General features: G+C 45.2%; 15 protein-coding genes. 3 read left to right on the top strand and 12 right to left on the bottom strand.

Annotated features, from left to right (window positions below):
• Positions 1 to 149 precede the first annotated feature (149 nt).
• The 4 genes from A8C56_RS19350 to A8C56_RS19365 form a co-directional block, all read right to left on the bottom strand.
• The gene (locus A8C56_RS19350) at positions 150 to 1,910 is read right to left on the bottom strand and encodes a RagB/SusD family nutrient uptake outer membrane protein (RefSeq protein ID WP_067759733.1); all 1,761 of its coding nucleotides are present in this window, start codon (positions 1,908 to 1,910) and stop codon (positions 150 to 152) included.
• A gap of 29 nt (positions 1,911 to 1,939) precedes the next feature.
• Positions 1,940 to 5,446 (bottom strand): TonB-dependent receptor, encoded by a 3,507-nt coding sequence (locus A8C56_RS19355; protein ID WP_084490458.1) that lies wholly within the window; start codon positions 5,444 to 5,446, stop codon positions 1,940 to 1,942.
• 218 nt (positions 5,447 to 5,664) lie between these two features.
• Positions 5,665 to 6,906, bottom strand: a complete 1,242-nt coding sequence (locus tag A8C56_RS19360) for a FecR family protein (RefSeq protein WP_067759735.1) — start codon at positions 6,904 to 6,906, stop codon at positions 5,665 to 5,667.
• Between the two features lie 110 nt (positions 6,907 to 7,016).
• Positions 7,017 to 7,628 (bottom strand): RNA polymerase sigma factor, encoded by a 612-nt coding sequence (locus A8C56_RS19365; RefSeq protein WP_067759738.1) that lies wholly within the window; start codon positions 7,626 to 7,628, stop codon positions 7,017 to 7,019.
• A gap of 300 nt (positions 7,629 to 7,928) precedes the next feature.
• Here A8C56_RS19365 and A8C56_RS19370 point away from each other — a divergent pair, with 300 nt between their 5' ends.
• Positions 7,929 to 8,468: a Uma2 family endonuclease gene (locus A8C56_RS19370; RefSeq protein ID WP_067759740.1), complete on the top strand. Its 540-nt coding sequence runs from the start codon at positions 7,929 to 7,931 to the stop codon at positions 8,466 to 8,468.
• Positions 8,469 to 8,494: 26 nt separating this feature from the next.
• Here A8C56_RS19370 and A8C56_RS19375 read toward each other — a convergent pair whose 3' ends face one another.
• The 5 genes from A8C56_RS19375 to A8C56_RS19400 form a co-directional block, all read right to left on the bottom strand.
• Positions 8,495 to 8,800, bottom strand: coding sequence for a protease inhibitor I42 family protein (locus A8C56_RS19375; RefSeq protein WP_067759742.1), 306 nt, complete (start codon positions 8,798 to 8,800; stop codon positions 8,495 to 8,497).
• A gap of 81 nt (positions 8,801 to 8,881) precedes the next feature.
• A complete protein-coding gene (locus A8C56_RS19380) occupies positions 8,882 to 9,250 on the bottom strand; it encodes a hypothetical protein (protein WP_067759745.1) in 369 nt (122 codons plus the stop codon).
• A gap of 26 nt (positions 9,251 to 9,276) precedes the next feature.
• A complete protein-coding gene (locus tag A8C56_RS19385) occupies positions 9,277 to 10,395 on the bottom strand; it encodes a C1 family peptidase (RefSeq protein ID WP_067759747.1) in 1,119 nt (372 codons plus the stop codon).
• A 277-nt stretch (positions 10,396 to 10,672) separates the two neighbouring features.
• Entirely contained in the window at positions 10,673 to 11,449 is a 777-nt protein-coding gene (locus A8C56_RS19395; protein ID WP_067759752.1) for a C1 family peptidase, read from the bottom strand.
• 128 nt (positions 11,450 to 11,577) lie between these two features.
• Positions 11,578 to 12,435 (bottom strand): AraC family transcriptional regulator, encoded by an 858-nt coding sequence (locus A8C56_RS19400; RefSeq protein ID WP_067759755.1) that lies wholly within the window; start codon positions 12,433 to 12,435, stop codon positions 11,578 to 11,580.
• Between the two features lie 130 nt (positions 12,436 to 12,565).
• On the opposite strand from A8C56_RS19400, the gene A8C56_RS19405 reads away from it, so the two are divergent.
• Complete coding sequence (locus A8C56_RS19405) at positions 12,566 to 13,399, top strand: phytanoyl-CoA dioxygenase family protein (protein ID WP_067759757.1); 834 nt, start codon at positions 12,566 to 12,568, stop codon at positions 13,397 to 13,399.
• 7 nt (positions 13,400 to 13,406) lie between these two features.
• Positions 13,407 to 14,243, top strand: a complete 837-nt coding sequence (locus tag A8C56_RS19410; protein WP_067759760.1) for a hypothetical protein — start codon at positions 13,407 to 13,409, stop codon at positions 14,241 to 14,243.
• Between the two features lie 7 nt (positions 14,244 to 14,250).
• Here the strand turns inward: A8C56_RS19410 and A8C56_RS19415 are convergent, their stop codons facing one another.
• The 3 genes from A8C56_RS19415 to A8C56_RS19425 all read right to left on the bottom strand — a co-directional run bounded on the left by A8C56_RS19415 (position 14,251) and on the right by A8C56_RS19425 (position 19,032).
• On the bottom strand, positions 14,251 to 16,176 hold the full coding sequence (locus A8C56_RS19415; RefSeq protein WP_067759762.1) for a beta-L-arabinofuranosidase domain-containing protein: 1,926 nt from the start codon (positions 16,174 to 16,176) through the stop codon (positions 14,251 to 14,253).
• Positions 16,177 to 16,432: 256 nt separating this feature from the next.
• The gene (locus A8C56_RS19420; RefSeq protein ID WP_067759764.1) at positions 16,433 to 17,437 is read right to left on the bottom strand and encodes a SusE domain-containing protein; all 1,005 of its coding nucleotides are present in this window, start codon (positions 17,435 to 17,437) and stop codon (positions 16,433 to 16,435) included.
• A gap of 17 nt (positions 17,438 to 17,454) precedes the next feature.
• The gene (locus A8C56_RS19425) at positions 17,455 to 19,032 is read right to left on the bottom strand and encodes a RagB/SusD family nutrient uptake outer membrane protein (protein ID WP_067759767.1); all 1,578 of its coding nucleotides are present in this window, start codon (positions 19,030 to 19,032) and stop codon (positions 17,455 to 17,457) included.
• Between the last annotated feature and the right edge of the window lie 21 nt (positions 19,033 to 19,053).

The following is a 19,053-nucleotide window of genomic DNA, read 5'->3' on the forward strand; positions in this document are numbered from 1 at the left end:
AAAGTGCCGCGCCGGATCGTATGGTTTTACCTTCACCTTATCATCTGTTTTTATTTACGCTTCCCGCGGCTTCTCTTTTTTTGCGGCTGCCCGGTTGCCGGACTGCCGCATAGTTATCTGCGGGTAATGAGCAGGATATCTTCACTGTTTTACCAGCCCGGATTTTGAACAAGACTTTTATTTAACGTAAGATCCTCTAAAGGAATAGGATAATAGTAATCTTTCGGCTCCTGGAACAGGATTTTATTCCTGTAGGGATAAAAATTTCCCGAGGTGCCGTTGGTTAACGGCCGCTGACGGATATTGATTTTGGAGGTCACTCCTGCGGGCGCTCCGGAGGCATCTCCATCGTAAAGATACACATCCGGTTTGCCATCGTTATTGAAGTCAAATGCTCCCAAACGCGGGAAATAGATGCCCAGCATCGGTTGCTCCAGCTTTTTACCGTTTTTCCATCGCATCAGGTCGTCCCACCGCTGGCCTTCATTGAACATTTCAATCCTGCGCTCTCTGCGTATTTCCAGTAATATCCCTTTATTGGCGCCGGTAACATTGGCATATTCCGCACCGAGGTAAGCATCAGGATCGGCATTGTCGTGAGCCAGGTTTGCAGGGGGCATGCCTGCCCGGCTCCTCAACTGGTTAATGGTATTATCGAGATCGGTTTGGGTTAATGTGCCCAGCTCTGCTTTTGCTTCGGCGTCGATAAGGAGCGCCTCCGCATAGCGGAATAAGATAATATCATTATAGGCACTGCTGGCACCCCATTGATCCCTGGTGGCCAGCGCTTTTATTACGCGATACCCGGTTGTGGTGATATTCAGGTTAACCGGTTCCACAATTGTTTCGCCATAGACTTTAAAATCGGGGCCTGCCACAATCTGGGTCAGGCGTGGATCACGGTGCTGCATCTCTCCGTAAAAACCCAGCGTGTCGTAGCCGGCAATATCTGTAAACCGGCTGCCATCAGCCATCAGAAAGCCGTTTACAAAATCTTTGGTAGCGCCCCATGATCCCTGCGTAGGAGAGGTCATTAAATAAGACAGGGTATGATGTGCAAAAGTAGGATTGTAATCCCTGGCCAGAATGGTTTCTGTTGCATCCTGGTCGTTCCGCGCAAAAAGAGTGCGGTAGGCAGCATCTGTCCCTCCGGTTGTAAACAGTTTATACGCATGGGAGCTGATCAGCTGCCCTGCTGCATCAGCAGCGTCCTGCAGCCATTTATTTGCCGAGCCCTGTAAATTCAGCTCCGTATGGTATTTCCGGAATGTGCCTTCATATAAACAGATACGCGCTTTTAAGAGCAATGCTGTGTACTTTGTAATCCTGTTGAGCTGCACTTCTGCCGGCAGATACTCTACTGCATCATTGATATCGGCAAGCACGGAATCCATAACCACAGTTCTGGGATCCCTGGCCTTGTACAGGTCAGCATCCCCGGCTTCGAGCACCTTGTTATACCAGGGCACATCACCAAACATTTTAACCTTGTCAAAATAGAAAAAAGCCCTGAAGAACCGGGCAATACTGCCATATTTATGCCTGGCTGCTTCATCCGGGCACTTCTGATAATTCTGCAGAAAAAAGTTAATGGCCCGCAGATCAGACCATGTCCAGCCACCGGAGCCTCTTTGTACCGGCACCAGCCTTGTACCTGTAATCTGGGCAGGCTCGATCAGGGATACAACGTCATCTGAAGCAGAAAGGCCATAAGTGGCATCATAAAGATGGTAATCCGGCAGCATATCATAAAAATCATTGGTATAAACCTCCAGATCTGTGGCGGTATTAAAGAACTGGTCCGCATCCAGCCGGTCTCTGGGAGGCTGCTCCAGATAGCCTTTATTACAACTGCATAACAATAAAACCGCCCCCGTAAAAAATAATAGTATATTCAGTAAATTCTTCATTTCACTCCGTTTTAAAAAGTTCAGGTACCTTAAAGTTGTAAATTCACCCCGAATGAGAAGGTCTTTCCAATGGGATAATCCTGCAGATCCGTTCTGCTGACCGCAGTGCCGGGATCAGAAAAATTGGTTCCTGACCCTGCCTGCTCGGGATCCACATATCTGGTCAGCTTACCGAACCGCCATGTCAGTATATTTTCCCCGCTGAAATAGATCCGTAGCTGTTTTATATTAATTTTCCTTAACAGCGACTGGGGAAGGGTATAACCCACCGTAAGATTTTTAACCCGCAGGTATCCGACATTTGTGAGGTAATAATCATTGAGCTCATACAAATCCCTGTTGGCGCCTAATGCATCATATCCCCTGTAAATTTGCGGGTAATAGCCATCCGGATTTTCAGGGCTCCAGGCATTTGCTACAAGATCTTTCCGGATAAAGGAAGAATAAGGCCGGTCATAGGTGCCCCAGTAAATAAACCCTGTCGGGTACCAGTCCTGATGCATGATTCCTGCACCTGCAACCAGGATATCAAAACTCTTCCAGTCTGCCCCCAGCGTAAACCCGAATGGGAACTGCGGCATGGCATTCCCGATTGGCTTCAGATCCCCGTGATCTGCCAGGGTATAATTTCCATTATCGATCATCCCATCCCCGTCAAGATCAACATATTTAATATCTCCTGCCCTGAGCTTTTTCCATTCGGTATTGGTTACTACATTGAATATATAGTTATACACTTTGCCCAGATCCTTGGATGGATTGCTAAACTGACTTTGATAGGCGGCCGCTTCCTCATCCGATTTAAACTGACCGTCTATATGATACCCCCAGATCTCTCCCAGCCTTTGACCGTTCCAGTAGGTGCTCATAAGGCCATTAGGATTCGGATAACTGGTAATGACCCCTTTAAAGTTGTACACGCTAAGGGTGGCATTTATGTGCATAGGAGAATGGCTGATCATAAACTGATCGTTATAGCCCAGGCTTAATTCAAAGCCCCTGTTTCTGAGGCTGGCAATATTTTCCCTGGGCTCGGATGCGCCAAAAACACCCGGTAAGGGAGATCCGGGCACATACATACCGGAAGTGTTTTTCTGGTACCAGTCAAATGACGCAGTAAGTTTGTTTCTTAAAAAGCCAAGATCTATTCCGTAATCAATGGTACGGGTACTTTCCCAGCTTACCACACCGGGCAGGGGCGCTGGTGGTCCCACATAGTTCAGCTTACTGCCGCTAACCAGCCAGTTGGTCTGGCCAAGGCCCAATATCCGGGAAAACGTATAGAGCCCGACATTCTGGTTGCCCAGTTTACCATAAGAGGCTCTTAATTTCATGGTGCTGACGGCATCCTTTAATGGTTCCCAGAACTTTTCATTACTCATCAGCCAGCCACCGGAAACGGAAGGGAAAAAGCCCCATCTGCTTATGGCTGGGAACCGGGAAGAGCCATCGTACCGGGCGTTTACTTCCAGCAGGTATCTGTTTTTGTAGTCATAGTTAAACCGTCCGAAATACCCCTGCACGGCCCAAACACTTGCAGCCCCGTCTGCCTGCAGCAGATTGGTGCCCAGGTTGAGGTTGGATAAGCTGCTGATGAGCAGATCACCCTGCCGGGCTGTAATGTCATCAGAATTGTATTTTTCCTGGTTGTAGCCCAGCATTAGCTTGAAATGATGGTCAAGAGCCACATTTTTTGTGTAAGTACCGTATATATTCAGCACATTGTAGTAATTCCGGTTGCGTACTTCCGTAAGGCTGTTTACCCCATCCGTTTGCAGCAACATTTTGGGGCCTGTCAGGTATTCAAACTTATTCAGACGCGTGGAGTTGGCAATATGATTGATCGTATTGCTATAATCAAAATTAAACACCAGCCCCTTTGCGGGAGTAAGCGCCCCGCTGAATGTATTTATAAACTGTTCAGAATAATTCCGGATCCAGTTACTGCCTGCCTCCAAAGCGGCCTGGGCACCTACCCCATAGTAATCGAAAGGAATGCCGTTTATTTTATTGGGCTGAAAGGGAAACAAATAGTACCAGGTGGTATTGCTCCAGATGCCACCGAAGCCGGTTTTGTACCCTCCGTACTCGATCTGGTTATCTGTACTGAACTGGATATTGTCAGAAAGCCGCAACCATTCTGTTGCCTTGAAGCTGACGTTGGCTTTCAGGTTATACTTTACCAGGTCAGCATCTACAATGTTCTGTATGCTGGATGTTTTGTAGTACCTGCCGGAAACATAGGCCTGGATCCTGTCATTGCCACCGGAAACAGATATAGTGTGGTTCTGGAACGGCTGCCATTTGCGGAACAGGTAATCATACCAGTCTGTATTGTAGAAGAATTTATTTTCTCCATTTGGCTGGGTCCTGTAAAACGGGGCCAGCTTACCCTGGGATACCAGTTGTATCGTATCCCAGTCAGCGCCTGTATAACCGGTGTAAGTGGTGCCATTATATCCCAAAAGGGCTGCATCCACGGTTTTCCCGAATTCATAGGGATCGTCAATAAAATCGGTGCGGGTGGTGGGTGTGGTCCAACCCAGGTTATTGGTATAGTTAACAGCCAGTTTACCTTCCTTTCCCTTTTTGGTTGTTATCAGCATCACTCCGAAAGCGCCCCGGGCGCCATAAATGGCAGCGGAAGCAGCATCCTTTAAAACGGTCACGCTTTCCACATCAGCAGGGTTAATCCGGTCTATATCTCCCTCGATACCGTCTACCAGGATCAGGGGGCCGCCTCCGTTAATGGAATTAAAACCACGGATATTGATATCAGGCTGAGCTCCGGGATCGCCGTTATTCGACTGTATATTTAATCCGGGCAGCAATCCCTGTAATGATGTTGCCAGGTTGGGAACCGGGCGCGAGGTAATATACGTGGATCCGATCTGACTGACAGCACCGGTCAGGTCTTCTTTTTTTTGCGTGCCATATCCTACAATGACCACATCGTCTAACCCGGTTACCAGTTCCTCCAGGGTGATACCGATCTCTGTTTCGTTATTCACTCTTATTTTTTTTGACTGATAACCAACACAGGTAATTTCCAGCTCTGCCGGCTGGCCGGGAAGCCGGAGAACAAACCGGCCGAAGCTGTCTGTTGTAGTTCCAATGGAAGTACCAATGATCAGAACGGAAACTCCCGGCAGCGGCTGGCCATCCTTTTTAAGCACTCTTCCGTGAATGACCACAGGAGGTGGTGGCGGTGGTGGCAAGACTTCCGGATTTGAAACATTGTTATCCTTACGGGGCTTGATAACGATTGTTTTACCAATAATCTCATAGGAAAGCTTTTTTCCCCTGAGGGTTTCTGTAAGCGCTTGCTGAAGGGACACGTTCTTTACCTGGACCGTGATCCTGCCTGCCTCATTTAAAATTTCAGAGGTACATACCAGTTCGTACCCGCTTTGCTGCCTGATCTTTTTCAGCACCACCTGCAGTGGGGCATTGGTTTCAGCAAGTGTGATCTGGGAGTAACCCCGTGCGCTTACATGAATGCAAGCCATCAATAACATAAAGGGAATCAGCTTCATAATCTTCAGCGTTTGGTTTGAGCATTCCGGTGAAAAATGCCGCTGGTAAGCAAGTAAAAGAGCTTTTAAATCCATAACTTCGTTTGGCCTGTCTGACCGGCAGGGAGGTTTTAGTTAATACAATAATTGTCTGAAAGCGATTTTTATTAGCTTAGCCTGAATTCAAACCGGGTTGTGCCGCAAACACTTCCCGGTTTTTTATTCCGCATGCATAAAGTTTAGGTTTTGGCTGGCATAATGATGATTTTATTTCCGTTTAGTTGAAAGCGAACGCCTCCTGTGGCCTCCAATATCTTTAATACCTGTGAAAGATCTGCTTCTTTTGAAATGGAGCCCCAAAAGCGCTGCCTGATAGTACCCCTGTATTCTACCTGAACATCATACCACCTGGCAATCTGCTGCATAATCGTTTCAATGTCTGTATCCTTATTAAAAACAAATTTTCCGTTCTTCCAGGCTATCACTTCCTCCAGGTCTACATTGTTCACAATCCGGATATCGTTACTAACCTGCGCCTGCTGCCCTGGTTTTAATACCCTGGAAGCACCCCCTTTTATCACCTGCACCGCCCCTTCCAGCAAGGTGATCCGGTCTGCCGCGTCATCCTTATAGGTATTAATATTGAACCGGGTTCCCAGGTCAACCGTTTCTATACCATTGGCCACCACTTTAAATGGCGATGAAGAGTTATGCACTACTTCAAAATAAGCTTCCCCGGCAACTTCTACTTTTCGTTCCCCGTCTGAAAAGGCAGTGGGAAAACGCAGGGAGGACAGTGCGTTCAGCCAAACCTTTGTACCATCTGCTAATGTAACCTGGTATTGCCCTCCCCTGGGTGTGGTTATTGTATTATAAAGCAATGCTTCCTGTTTTTCTTTTCCATTGTCATAGGCCAGCGCACCATTGTTCAGCTTTATAATACGGGTAGTTCCCTGCATTCCCAATGTGCCGTTTTGTGCACTGTCCAGCACAACTACATCGCCGTTTGCAAGGATCAGCGACGCCCTGTTCCCACCCGGCCGGATTATGATTTGTTCCCGGTTTGCCGTATGCGGTTCTTTCATCATCCTGCCTTCTTTTCTAAAATGCAATGCAATAAAATAGCCGGCCAGTATAAAGACTATAAAAACAGCAGCCACCGAAAGCATGGGCTTTAAAAATTTTTGAGCAACAGACCGGCGTCTGATAACAGTCAGCGCCCTGCCCTCATTACTTATATGGTTTTCAATCTTTTTCCAGACCCCTGCTGCCACTGTTTCCTGAACGGCAATTTTTTCCGCGGAAAAAATTGCCCTCAATTGCAGTTCTGCCTCCCGCATCTGGTCAAGATTAGGGGGAACAGTACGTATCCATTCATTCCAGAACACAGATGCACTATCCCTGTTATCCTTTACCCATTCGATAAAAAAAGGGTCTTCCAGAAACTCCGCCGCAGTGTATGTGCTATAGTTCTTATTCATTTCAGTCAACCGTTTACATGCATCCGCATATAAAGGACAGCAGGATTGTTTTTTTTACCCCAGCCAAAAAGAATTTTTTAATTTTTTTCTGCTTTTATGTTACAGCAGTGCTAAGCGCATATTTCGCAACAGCAGGATGCCAGTAAAACAATCAACAGGATATCGGACAGATGTAATAACTGCTTCAGAGCATCAAGCCCTCTTGCTTTTAGCTTGTATACAGCTTTGAGAGAACTGTTCATGACCCTTACTATTTCTTCATAGTCCAGTTCTTCAAAATAACGCAGATAGATGATTTCCTTCTGTTTGGGTGTCAGCTGGTTCAGTGCCGCTAATAATTTTTGCGTTTGTAAGGAGCGGGCTTCCCCGGCAATATATTTTGATTCAGCAGAAAAGACCATTTCAAATTCATCTTTTGTATTCAGTGCACGTACAGGCCTTTTCCCGTTTTGCTGTATTTTATTGTATAATGCAGACCGGAGCGATACCAGTAAATAGGGCCTTATTTTTGAGATGTTCTCAAAATTGGACCGGTTTGTCCATATTTTTATAAACAGATCCTGTATAGTGTCCTTCACCAGTTCCTCATCCCCTGTAATGCGCAAACCATATTCATACAGGCTTTTGAAATGATTAAAATAGATACTGGCAAGCGCCTCCTGTTTTCCTTCTTTTAAGGACTGCCATAAATGATAGTCATCCTTTATGTCTTTTACCGGCATACAGCTTTTAAGTACCGCAGGAAGATACATCTTTTATTGAAAGAAAAATAACGTGTGCATTGTTTCTTAATCAAAACATAATAAAACTATTAGCTCCGGCAGAAGACTATTTTTTGTCTTTATCAGGAAGATGATATCAGGCGGCAGGTTTGTTCCCTTATACTACAATAATAATTGGCTGATTTCCAGTTAAATTTTTGAATGCCGCTTTTTTACCGGTAAAACCAAGCCCTGTAGCGCACAGGCTCCTTTAACAAGAAGGCGGACTTATACAACATAAAAACGTATCTTTATTCAGTAATGAGCGGCGCTTATAAAATATTACCCCATTATACCTATAAAGAATGGTGCCTTTGGGAAGGCAAATGGGAGCTGATTGATGGCATTCCTTATGCCATGAGCCCCTCACCTGTGCCTAAACACCAAAAGATATCCGCAGAATTAAGATATGAGTTGTCTTCGGCTTTAAAAAAGAGCAAATGTGAAAAATGCAGCGCATATGATCCGGTAGATTATAAAATTTCTGAGGACACTATTTTAATTCCCGACATACTTATTGTATGCGGTGAAATTAAAAAACCTTACCTGGATTTTGCACCCGCATTAGTAGTGGAAATCTTATCACCTTCAACCGCTTTAAAGGACCGCAATACAAAATACCAGCTCTATGAGCAGGAAAAAGTAAAGTATTACCTTATTGCTGACCCGGATACCAAAGGTATAGAAATATACCAGCTCACTAATGACCAATATACATTGCAACCCTTCAGCCGGAATTTTACATTTGAGCTACAGGACGATTGCAGTATTGCAGTTGATTTAGGTAGTCTGTTTTCATAGGAAAAATAGCAACAGATATTTAGTGCTTATTCTGTTACCGTTACATTATAGATATAAGTGTTTAGGGGTGGCACTCCTTCTTCCCATATTCTTTTTTGTACCAGCTGAATACGGGAGGTTCCTTTTGTTAGCCCGCGGATCGTAAGTACAACGATGCTGCTGCCTCCAACCGGTTTTTTCCCGGGCACCTCACCGCTGTCTGCCATTGCAGTGGTAACACGGGTAACTTTCTCATTATTGGCCTCCACAACCCAGCTGTACCCTGCTCCTCCCCGGTTTTCTAACCGGAACGATCTTTCCTTGTTTACCTTCAGAATAACTGTAGTTTCCATGGTACTGCAAAGTTAAAAACGAATTGCCCTTACCCGGAAAATTTCCGGATGAGGGCAGTTCCTGCCAACTAAATAAAACAATCACCAGGCGTACAGCTCGTAAACCTTATTATCCGCCTCTGTACGCACATTAACAATACTGTTTTTATCGCGCGCGTGAGCGCCAATCATCAGCAGGGCTAATAAGGCCTGGCTATTGGTTTCCCTGATCTTCCTGAAGCCCATACCACTTATATTCAGCCAGGCATTATTGTTCTCTGCAATACCCCAGGTGCCTACAATTTTTACATTATTATTCCAGGCGGTCAGTCCGTCCTGCCCGGGTGGCAGCAATGTAGGCGCATTTATTTTTTTTACTTCGGCTATGGCTATAGAAGCCGATGTTGCTATGGGAGCAGATATTGTTCTCTGTACTGCTTTCCTTGCGGACGCCTTTTTTATTGCGTTCATTGCATTATATTTTTAGGGTTAAAGATTTAATTATAGATCTGGTCGATGATCCCATTGGTCAGGTGAATACTTACCGCTGCGCCCCTGCTCTTGGCAGAAATACATTGGGTAAGCAAATTCAGGTGTATATTATCACTGGCTGGAGAGATCTTTCTCCATCCAAAACTGTTAATATAGGCCCAGGCATTATTGGCCGCCTCATTGGACCATAACCCGATGATCTTTTGAGCGCCGGTCCATAATGTTTCAATAATGCTGTTAATAGCATACATTTCCGCATCAATACCACACTGGCCGTAACCTATCCTGAAAAAACCTGATTCGCCGAAACCGGCTCCCCAGCTGTTCTTGCAGATCCAGCACTGGCTTACGTCATCATACCCCACAATACTCACACAATGGCCTCCAATAAAGGTGGCAGCAGCCGTTTTGCGGTAGACCCCTGAACGGTAAGAATAAAAGTCGTTATATACGGAAAAACAGGCCACCAATGCCCCACGGGTACTGATCCAGTCCTTCATGGCTGCCGTGGTTGTCAGTTTTGTAAAGCCAGAAATCTTCAGCAGCCGGTCTGCCGCATTGCTGCAGGTACTACAGGCCTGGTCGCCCGGTGTGTAGGGAAAGCAGGCTTCATCCACCAGTCCTTTATCCCTGAAAGCAATCAGAGCCCTATCCGGCCACCACCCATTGGCACAATTGCGCCCTTCACTTCTGGCATAACAATAAAACAATTGCGCTTCTGAAAAATCAATGGCCAGGCTGGCATTGCCTCTTTGAATACGATAGGCCGTTTCCGCGGTTGCAACGGTACCAAAGGCCACGCAGGAGCCACAGGAACTCTGATTTTTAATGGGCGTAACATAATTGGCGCCGCCCCTGTTGCGCCAGTCAAAAAGAGCGGGGTATCCAAATGCTTTTTTCTTTCTGATGCCTTTCCCTGCAGCAGAAAGCAGGAAGGTTTTCAGGGTTTTCTCAGCTATCTTTTCTCTTGCGCTCAGGGAAAGCTCTTTAGGACCGGGCGTATATCCCAGAAAATATTTCAATTCCGCCTCCGTCAGCGCGGTAAATTCATTACTGGCGGCCTGCCAGGTTAAGCCGGACTCATCGATGGATGATTGAATGGCGGCTACGTTAATCTTTGACATGTGTTTGATTTTGTCTGTTAAAAATGGTTTTTTAAAAAAGGGGGACAGTTGCCTGCCTCGCTTTCCGGCGGGTATTTAATTTATACCGGGCATACCTTATCTGTTACGACCATTTGCCGTTTGAAAACAATTGCAGATCCATCCCATACCACCGGGTACATTTTACAGATCCCCGGGTATAAAGGTGTATACCGCTTTTTGTTTGTTGATTTTTTACCACGAGGGCTGCAGAGCAGGCGGTAAGCGAAACAGTTCGGGGAGGAAATATTATTTCTGCTTATTCCACATCTCTTATCGTCCAGAAGTCCTGACAGTAAGCGGTATTGGAAATATAGGCATAGGGCATCCAGAAATACCCCCTGATGCCCCAGGCAGTATTCCAGGAGTTCCTTACAAGCACCGCCTGCCGCGCGTCATCATATCCTACAGCAAGAACAGCATGGCCGCCCAGGACACTTTCTTTTGCAATATCAGGCATCGGCATCACTCCTTTATTGGCCACTTTTTTTGTCATGAAACTTTCGTATACGGTAAAACCGAATGCAAAGGGATAACCGTCTGCCAGGCACCCTTTAACGGACAGAAGGTTTACCGGTACCCTCCAATAAGATAATACCTGGTTCTTCAGCGCAGCCTTATAACAGGATGCAGGAGGCTTTTGCGTAAACCGGCTTTCTATATAAGGCCAGTCTTTCTCCGGGCAGATGCCCTGCTTATTTAAGGATTTTATTCCATCCCTCAGGTAGGCGCCGCTGTCGGCACTAACTGTATTCATCATTACCCGCTCGTTGTAATACAGGAACAAACGGGATGGGCGGAATGTTTTTTTCCGTTTTTTCTTTTTCCCAAATTCAACCGCTGCACCCAGCGCATTGGCGGTGCAACTGCCCAGGCTCCCCTGGTCATAAACGGGGGGACAGGTTTTTCGCAAATCAATTTTTGCGGGTATCTTCAGCAGCACTTTTAAAGGAGCTGCATAAATAAAATCCCTTGCATCGGGAATGTCTGGAATCCACCCCAGCGCTCTTGGAACTTCTTTGGATACTTTTGCCATATGCAGCAATTATTAATTATGTAATGTAGTTAACAATACAATATTACTTCCTATATAAAGCCCTGACAATACCTAATATGAGCGAATCTCCTGCATAAATACCTATACTGTCATATGGCCTAAGCAGGCTATAAAATGAGGTGCTCTTTTAGCCGGCGGCGGAAGGCGCCTGGCGTTATACTCTTTTTATTATAAAAAACACGGTTAAAATAAGAGAGGCTTTCAAACCCTACTTTGCAGGCAATCGTTGCTATGGCGTCATCTGATTCCAGCAGCAGTGCACAGGCTTTTCCAATACGCACATCGTTTACATAGTCCGAAAAAGTTTTGCCGGTTGCCTTTTTAAAGAAATTGCAGAAGGCACCGGGAGAAAGATGCAGCAGCCTTGCTACATCATGTAACTGCAATGACCTTTTATAATGTTGATAGATATAGTGTGATACTTTATTGATGCGTTCTTCTGCAGCAGCAGATCCCGGGTAAGCGCTGACCGTTGCACTTAATATGCGTGGCGAAAGCTTACTGAGCTCATTCAGAATATGAATAAGACTGAGCAATTTATCCAGTTCATCAATATCCGGTAATCGTTTTATTGTTGTAATGATATCTTTTGCATGTATTCTTTTAAAGAGCAATCCTTTTTTTGATTTTTTCAGCAGGGAGAAAACATTTTTGCATTCAGCATATTGCAGGAACGGTTGTATAAATGTTTCCGAGAACTGGATAACAACAGCAGCCACCCGTTTCCCGGAAGGCTCGCTTACCCATGTATGCGGCAGGCCGGGACCCAGCAGTACCAGGTCTTCCTGTAAAAAATCTTCATAGCTATCGCCCACCAGGCGCTTGCCTGCTCCGCAGGTGATCAGCGTAAGCTCATACTCCGGGTGGTAGTGCCACTTAAAAGGAAAATAGCCGGCTTCATAGTTATATACAACAAAGCTTGCATTGCCTTTTATGTGCTCAATATGCTCCAGCTCCGGCTTCATTAGTACAATATTTTCTTGAAAATAAGATAAAAATAATAATTATGAAATATAGTATCAGTTTTAGAAATATAGTGATGCTGCTAACCGCAAACAGGCAGTAATTTTACTGCTCAACATTAAAACTATAACGATGGCAGTACCGGAAACTATTTTAAAAGAATTAGAACAGCCTTATGAGGTTACAAAAGAAAATATTGACAGCTATAATAAAAACCGTTTTATAAAGCTAAAGCAGGTATTATCGCCGGAGGCGGTTGCCTTCTTTAATAAGGTAATTGATGAGCAGGTGCATAAAATGAATCAGGTGCGTACGGACCTTTCTGAAAGAGACACTTACGGCAAGGCTTTTCTGCAACTGTTCAATTTATGGCGTGAGAACGAGGATGTGAAGGCACTTGTGTTCAGCAAAAGGCTGGGAAAAATTGCAGCAGACCTGATGCAGGTGGAAGGCGTACGGATGTATCATGATCAAGCGCTTTTTAAGGAAGGAGGCGGTGGCATTACGCCCTGGCATGCTGATCAATATTACTGGCCGCTGGAAACAGACAAAACAATTACCGCCTGGATCCCTTTACAGGCAACACCTTTGGAAATGGGGCCACTGGAATTCAGCGCCGGCAGCCACCAGATCGTGGAAGGAAGGGAGCTGGCTATTGGTGATGAAAGCGAAACCATTATACAGCAACGCTTAAAGGTTACGGATTTTAAACACGTTGTTGAACCTTTTGAAATTGGGGAAATAAGTTTTCATTCCGGGTGGGTTTTTCACAGGGCGGGAGCAAATTTAACCAATGAGATGCGCCGGGTAATGACCATCATTTATATGGACCGGGACATGAAACTGAAGGCGCCGGAAAATAAAAATCAGCAGAACGATTGGGATACCTGGTGCCCGGGCGCAACAATCGGTGAGATCATCAATACCCCTATTAACCCGGTCTTATACGAACCCTCCCGTTCATAAAGCTTTAATGAAGATCCGTTATATATGCCCGCATTGGGGACAGGAATATTTAGCTCCTGAGCAGTTTATAGAAAATGTTATTGACGCAGGATACAGCGGCATTGAAATCAATATAGGCGCCTTAAGGAACAGGGTGCATTGGATGAATGTGCTCCAAGAAACCAGGGAGCAATACCCTGAGTTTATAGTCATCGGACAAATGGTGCCTGAAGAACGCTATAACCGCTTCAATCTCTTTTATAAAGAAATGCAGCAGCGGCTGGCATTGATTGCTGACTTCAATCCTGTATTTATCAACTCGCACACCGGTAAAGATTTTTTCTCTTTTAATGAAAACTGTTTATTACTGGAGCTGGCAACCACCTTTTCCAAACAATCCGGTATTCCCGTATATCATGAAACACACAGGGGGCGGTTTTCCTATGCATTGCACCTGATGCCCCCGTACCTGAAGCAATTTCCGGGTCTGGGCCTGGTGGCCGATTACTCGCATTGGTGCAATGTATCCGAGAGCCTGCTTCATGACCAATCAGAAACGCTCCGCTCCGTTATACCCCATATCAGGCACATCCATGCGCGTATCGGTTATGAGCAGAGTCCGCAACTGGCAGATCCCTTTGTTCCGCACTATAAAAACTATCTGGATACATTTACCAATTGGTGGAAGGATATTTTATTGCATTATCAAAAGAAGGAGCTTCAGTTTACAATATGCACTGAAGCCGGTCCTGCTCCCTATATGCCTGTAAACCCAGCAACCGGTCGGCCCCTGGCTAACCAGTGGCAGATCAATACCGCAATGCTGCGGTATTTAAAAGAAACATTTGCAGGTTTTACAGCATAAAATCCTGCTACAATGGCTTAAAGGCGGCCTGGCGCAAGATGGTCTTGCCTATCGGTATCAGGCTGATCGTTTCAATCGCATTGCTTTCTTTCTCTTTTGCTTTTAACCGGATGGTACCGTTTTTGTAAACCGCATCGTTATTACGGATATACCCATACTCTTTTCTTTTAACGGGTATGTACAAATAATCTTTGAAAACCGGTGTATATTCTTTCCCGATGCCTGAAGTGGCCTGTATTGGCAAAGCATAAGCCAGGGGGCCATAGAAAAAATAATGCTCTCCGTTCTGGTCTTGCCGGTCAGCTACGCTGGCTTTAAAATCCAGGTGAACCGTTTCATTCTTTTTAAATAATTTCCGGATCACAATAAACTCATCAGCAATCGTATAAGGTTGATCCGTTTGCAATGCTTTTACCCATCCCGGTTTCCGTATCTTCAGTGTAAAGAACCGTGGAGCGCTTACGAAAATTGTAAAGTCAAAGGACAGATCATAGGGATAGCCTGTTTTTTCCTGTATATGCACTGCTGTTCCGTTCACTTTTGTATGCACCTCTGAAGGGCCTAACAGGGTAGCTGCCAAAACAGAGTCGCCTTCTTTCATCCACATATGCTGTACATAATAAGGCGTTATTCTTCCTGCGTTTGGCACACAACAAACGGCAGCATCTTTATGAGCCGGAGAATATTTATAGCGCACCTGTTTCATATCTCCGTTTGTTCCTCCATTTAGAGTACCTGTCATCTGGTAGGAATTATCCGTTTTCAGATAGGCAATACAGGAATGATCCGGGTTCCTTGCGCCCTGTGCAGCGTTAAAGAAAATCGTTTCTGCCCTGTCTGCAAAGAAGTTCATGCCGGTCTTCTGCAGCAAGCCGGCATAGCTATCCATGAGCTCCTGCATAGAACAATATTCATACCCCGTGTTTGTTGCATTTGCCTTACGGCCGCCGATCCATTCATCCCCAATGGGGCCGCCAGCGGGTGTAGTAGCCTCCTGTATCCTTTTTAAATAGATCTTCAATGCTTTCTTATACAGCGGGTTGCCAGTGCTGAAAGCTGCAACCGTTAAGGGCCGCAGGTGCTCATAAGCATGTACCCCATGATCCGTCATTTTATAACCGGGGTTAAAAAGACTGCTCCACTGAACATCTTTTTCGAATGAGAAATTGGAAGAAAAATTCTGATAAAGAAACAATGCGTACCGGCGGTACCGGGCCTGTTTTGTAAGCCGGTACAGCTCATCACAAACATCCGTAAACGTTAACCCATGCGCCACGCCTCCGGAAAACTCTTTTCCTGCAAAAAAGGGATTGGAGTTATTAACCGGGTAGTGCTTCATTACATCATCAACTGCGCTTACAATACTATTCCAGGCCTTTTTATCGTTCGTGGCCTCATAGTATGCCAGCAGCCCTCTCAGCAGCGTTGTCTTTGCCCACAATTCCCCGTTCTCTGCCGTAAACCGGTAGCGAAGCTCTTTATCATAAATTCCCAGATAGCCGTCTTTATCCTGTGTAGCAATTATTTTATATATATAATCTTTTACCTTCTGCTTATCTGCCGCATTATCCAGCAGTAATGCGTTGCGTATATACCCGTCTCTCCAGTTGGACTGGGTTTCTGAGTTCCACCATTTATACTGGTCGTCTCCGGCTACATCCCCTTCTTTTAAGTTGCCAAGATCTTTCGCTTTGCTATGCCTGTGCAGGCGGTCGGCATAAATAGGATCACTGATCAGGTCCGGCACAATCCCATCCAGGTGGCCTACAAAACCCTTCATATCTTTTTCCATTTGCTCTTTAATCCATCCAGCGGGCTTTACAGCGCCAAAGGGCAGCTTCTCAAGCTGCTCCTGTTGCAGCTGAAATGCAGCCTGCTGCCCTGTTACTGCCATTGGCAGCAACAAGAAAAAAAACCTGATTAAAATCTTCATTCAATACTATTATTCCGCAAGCACTTACAATGGTACAAGCTCTTTTATTATAATGCCCATTGTTTTCTGTTTGTTATAGGATCCAATATAAAGTTTTTTGTAACAAAGCAGAACTAATTTATTAAAATCATCTGCAACAGGCCCATATTCCCTTCAAATAGTCTGGACGGGCACAAAGCATAGCTGCAGTGACCAGTAATTTTCTGTTAAACGCTCATTGCCCTTTATTTGTTGTACAGGGCAATAAGCGTATTTTTTATTGCTTTGTGATCGTATATTTCAGATGTGGCAGATCCATTTTAATGGAATAGGTTCCGGTTGTTGTTATCGGAATATTATCTCCGTTTAGTTTCAGAGTACCTGCTGAACCTCCATAATTTACCCCCCAATCGTGGTTATACCTGAATTTAACACTGCCACCCGCCGTTAATGCCGCAACCACGCTCCAGGTAGAATCTCCATTATTAAATTTCATATCTGTATCTGCATTCCAGCCTCCGGCTGTAGCATCACCAATAATACTCCATTGATTGTATTGTATTGAATAAGTATTGTCATTAAAATTGGCTGTTATCTGATAAGAGCCGGCGCCCGGAGCCACCAGATTTGCACTTGCCGATGTGCTGATATTCCCGTCCCCTGCATCTCCATAGGCGATGTCCCATGATTTTGCCGGCGTAATCTTAAATTCAAGATTACCTGGTGTAAATAAAATCGTGCCTGTGTAGATCCCGTTACCTGTTGCAGAAATAAGGCTATCCGCAGTTGAAGGCTCCCATCCCTGGTAGGCACCGGGAACATATGCCCAGGCTATTGCCTGATAAGTAGTAATGGTTAATGGCACTACATTTGAATATACATTGCCTGCGGAAGTTCTGATTCTAAATTCATAATTGCCCGTTTTGCCGGGAGGTAAAAATTCCTTCAACAATAATAAATTCAGTTCCTGTGCAGTAAAGGTTTTTTTAAGCGCCTTCCTGTCCAGATCTAACTCTATCAGCGAATCCGACTTAAAATCATGGCCGGCTACAGATATTTGCAGTATATATGAAAGAGCATCTTTAAAACCAAGGTCAATATCATCATAAGTAAAAGTAAGCGCCGGCTGATCCTTATTATCCTGTAAAAGGACTAAAGGCTTATCCAAATCGCTGCTTAATACCGGTGTATTCGAATTCATGATCACTTTTGTTTCATCTTTTTTACAGGAGGAAACAAGAAACAGTACAGAAGCCATTATAACTATTGATAAGTATTTCATCTGATCGCGTTTAAGAATTAATAGTTCGGATTTTGCTGTAACTGCGGATTGGCGGCTTTATCCGCTGCCGGAATCGGGTAGATGTTCCGCCAGTCTTCAACGGATTTTCCATTTGTTGTACCGCCTTTCCAGGGCCACAAATAACCCGCAGTGGTAAACTTATTGTAACGTACCAGATCCGTACGCCGGAATCCTTCCCAGTACAATTCCCGTCCCCGTTCATCCAGTATAAAATCAGTGGTCAGTTGTGACGCGGTTATGGGTGCTGCACCGGCCCTTGCTCTTAAAAGATTGATGTAGATTAAAGCAGTAGCCGCATCTCCGCCGGATCCGCCACGCAACACAGCTTCCGCGTAAATCAGGTACTGTTCTGCCAGCCTGAAAACAGGAAAATCCATGTCAGCAAAATCCAGGCTTGCTCCGGATTTGTTTGCAGTTCCGATCTCAATATTTTTAAATTTAGTAATGCCATAGCCCTGTACAAATTTTGTCTGATCGTCTATATTCAGCGATTGTCCGTCTGTCCAGAACTGTGCCCGTTTGTCTGTATTACCACTTATATCCGGAAAAAGGTTTACCAGTGCTTTTGTGGTTCTGATGCCGGCCCAGCCGCCGCCGATGCCAAAAGCAGCAGCAGGCATTGTACCGCCCACAGGAGCGTGTGTCAAAAAGGTGGTACCGCCATAGTTCTGGGTTTTATTGCCGTCATAGTTAATGGTTAGGATAAATTCACTTTTATTCTTATCATTATCTGCACGCATCAGGTTTCTGTAGTCGCTGATCAAACTATATCCGGCATCAATCACTTTTTTTGAGTAGATCACGGCATTGTTATAATCCGCTGTTCCTGTATAAATACCGGCGTTCAGGTACAGGCGCGCTAATAAGGCCCACACGGCTGCTTTATCAGCCCTGCCGTATTCATTGGCCCTGGAATCAGGCAGCAAGGTTTCAAGATCCTTTAGTTCCGATTCAATATATTGGTACAGGGCCTCTTTGCCAATCTGTTCTGGCAGTTCAGTGGAGCCCATAACAAAATCTTCCGTAACAAAAGGCGGGTTCCCGAAAAGATCCAGCAAAACCCAGTATTGGTAGGCTCTCAAAAAACGGGCTTCGTTCCTGAAGCTTACAATATTTGCCGCTGTTGCGCCTGTAATACCTTTTGCTGCAAGCTGGTCATCAGCTGCGTGTTTTATAAAATCATTCGCCAATGTAATCTGGTACATGCTTCTATAATACAGCCCTGTAAGGAAGGGGTTGCTGGCGGACCAGTTCATATTATGGAAGTCCTGTATACCTGCATCCCCCCAGGATACAACAGATTCATCGGTACTTAATTCCTGCGCGCACCAGAACAACCTTAAAAAATCGGAAGTGCCTTCATCAATCCCAAGTATATCAGGATCACCGGCAGGTCCTTTATTACCGGTAAGCGCAAAGGCTCCATACACTTTTGCTGCGGCTTCAATATATCCCTGCGGGGTGCTGTAGGCCTGTTCAGCGGTAACATCATTCAGCGGCAAACGATCCAGCTTTTTACTGCAACCGTACAGGAGCAGGACCAACAATAATACAACCAATATCTTTTTCATCATCTGTTTTATTTTATAGTTGAA

This window comes from Niabella ginsenosidivorans (assembly GCF_001654455.1).
In the GTDB taxonomy this organism is placed as follows: Bacteria; Bacteroidota; Bacteroidia; order Chitinophagales; family Chitinophagaceae; genus Niabella; species Niabella ginsenosidivorans.

Excerpts from the sequence above, each read along its gene's own strand:
- A8C56_RS19410 (WP_067759760.1), top strand. The coding sequence starts at position 13,407 with ATGAAGATCCGTTATATATGCCCGCATTGGGGACAGGAATATTTAGCT.
- A8C56_RS19350 (WP_067759733.1), bottom strand. The coding sequence starts at position 1,910 with ATGAAGAATTTACTGAATATACTATTATTTTTTACGGGGGCGGTTTTA.
- A8C56_RS19425 (WP_067759767.1), bottom strand. The coding sequence starts at position 19,032 with ATGATGAAAAAGATATTGGTTGTATTATTGTTGGTCCTGCTCCTGTAC.
- A8C56_RS19400 (WP_067759755.1), bottom strand. The coding sequence starts at position 12,435 with ATGAAGCCGGAGCTGGAGCATATTGAGCACATAAAAGGCAATGCAAGC.
- A8C56_RS19365 (WP_067759738.1), bottom strand. The coding sequence starts at position 7,628 with ATGCCGGTAAAAGACATAAAGGATGACTATCATTTATGGCAGTCCTTA.
- A8C56_RS19395 (WP_067759752.1), bottom strand. The coding sequence starts at position 11,449 with ATGGCAAAAGTATCCAAAGAAGTTCCAAGAGCGCTGGGGTGGATTCCA.
- A8C56_RS19355 (WP_084490458.1), bottom strand. The coding sequence starts at position 5,446 with ATGAAGCTGATTCCCTTTATGTTATTGATGGCTTGCATTCATGTAAGC.
- A8C56_RS19405 (WP_067759757.1), top strand. The coding sequence starts at position 12,566 with ATGGCAGTACCGGAAACTATTTTAAAAGAATTAGAACAGCCTTATGAG.
- A8C56_RS19380 (WP_067759745.1), bottom strand. The coding sequence starts at position 9,250 with ATGAACGCAATAAAAAAGGCGTCCGCAAGGAAAGCAGTACAGAGAACA.
- A8C56_RS19385 (WP_067759747.1), bottom strand. The coding sequence starts at position 10,395 with ATGTCAAAGATTAACGTAGCCGCCATTCAATCATCCATCGATGAGTCC.
- A8C56_RS19420 (WP_067759764.1), bottom strand. The coding sequence starts at position 17,437 with ATGAAATACTTATCAATAGTTATAATGGCTTCTGTACTGTTTCTTGTT.
- A8C56_RS19360 (WP_067759735.1), bottom strand. The coding sequence starts at position 6,906 with ATGAATAAGAACTATAGCACATACACTGCGGCGGAGTTTCTGGAAGAC.
- A8C56_RS19370 (WP_067759740.1), top strand. The coding sequence starts at position 7,929 with ATGAGCGGCGCTTATAAAATATTACCCCATTATACCTATAAAGAATGG.
- A8C56_RS19415 (WP_067759762.1), bottom strand. The coding sequence starts at position 16,176 with ATGAAGATTTTAATCAGGTTTTTTTTCTTGTTGCTGCCAATGGCAGTA.
- A8C56_RS19375 (WP_067759742.1), bottom strand. The coding sequence starts at position 8,800 with ATGGAAACTACAGTTATTCTGAAGGTAAACAAGGAAAGATCGTTCCGG.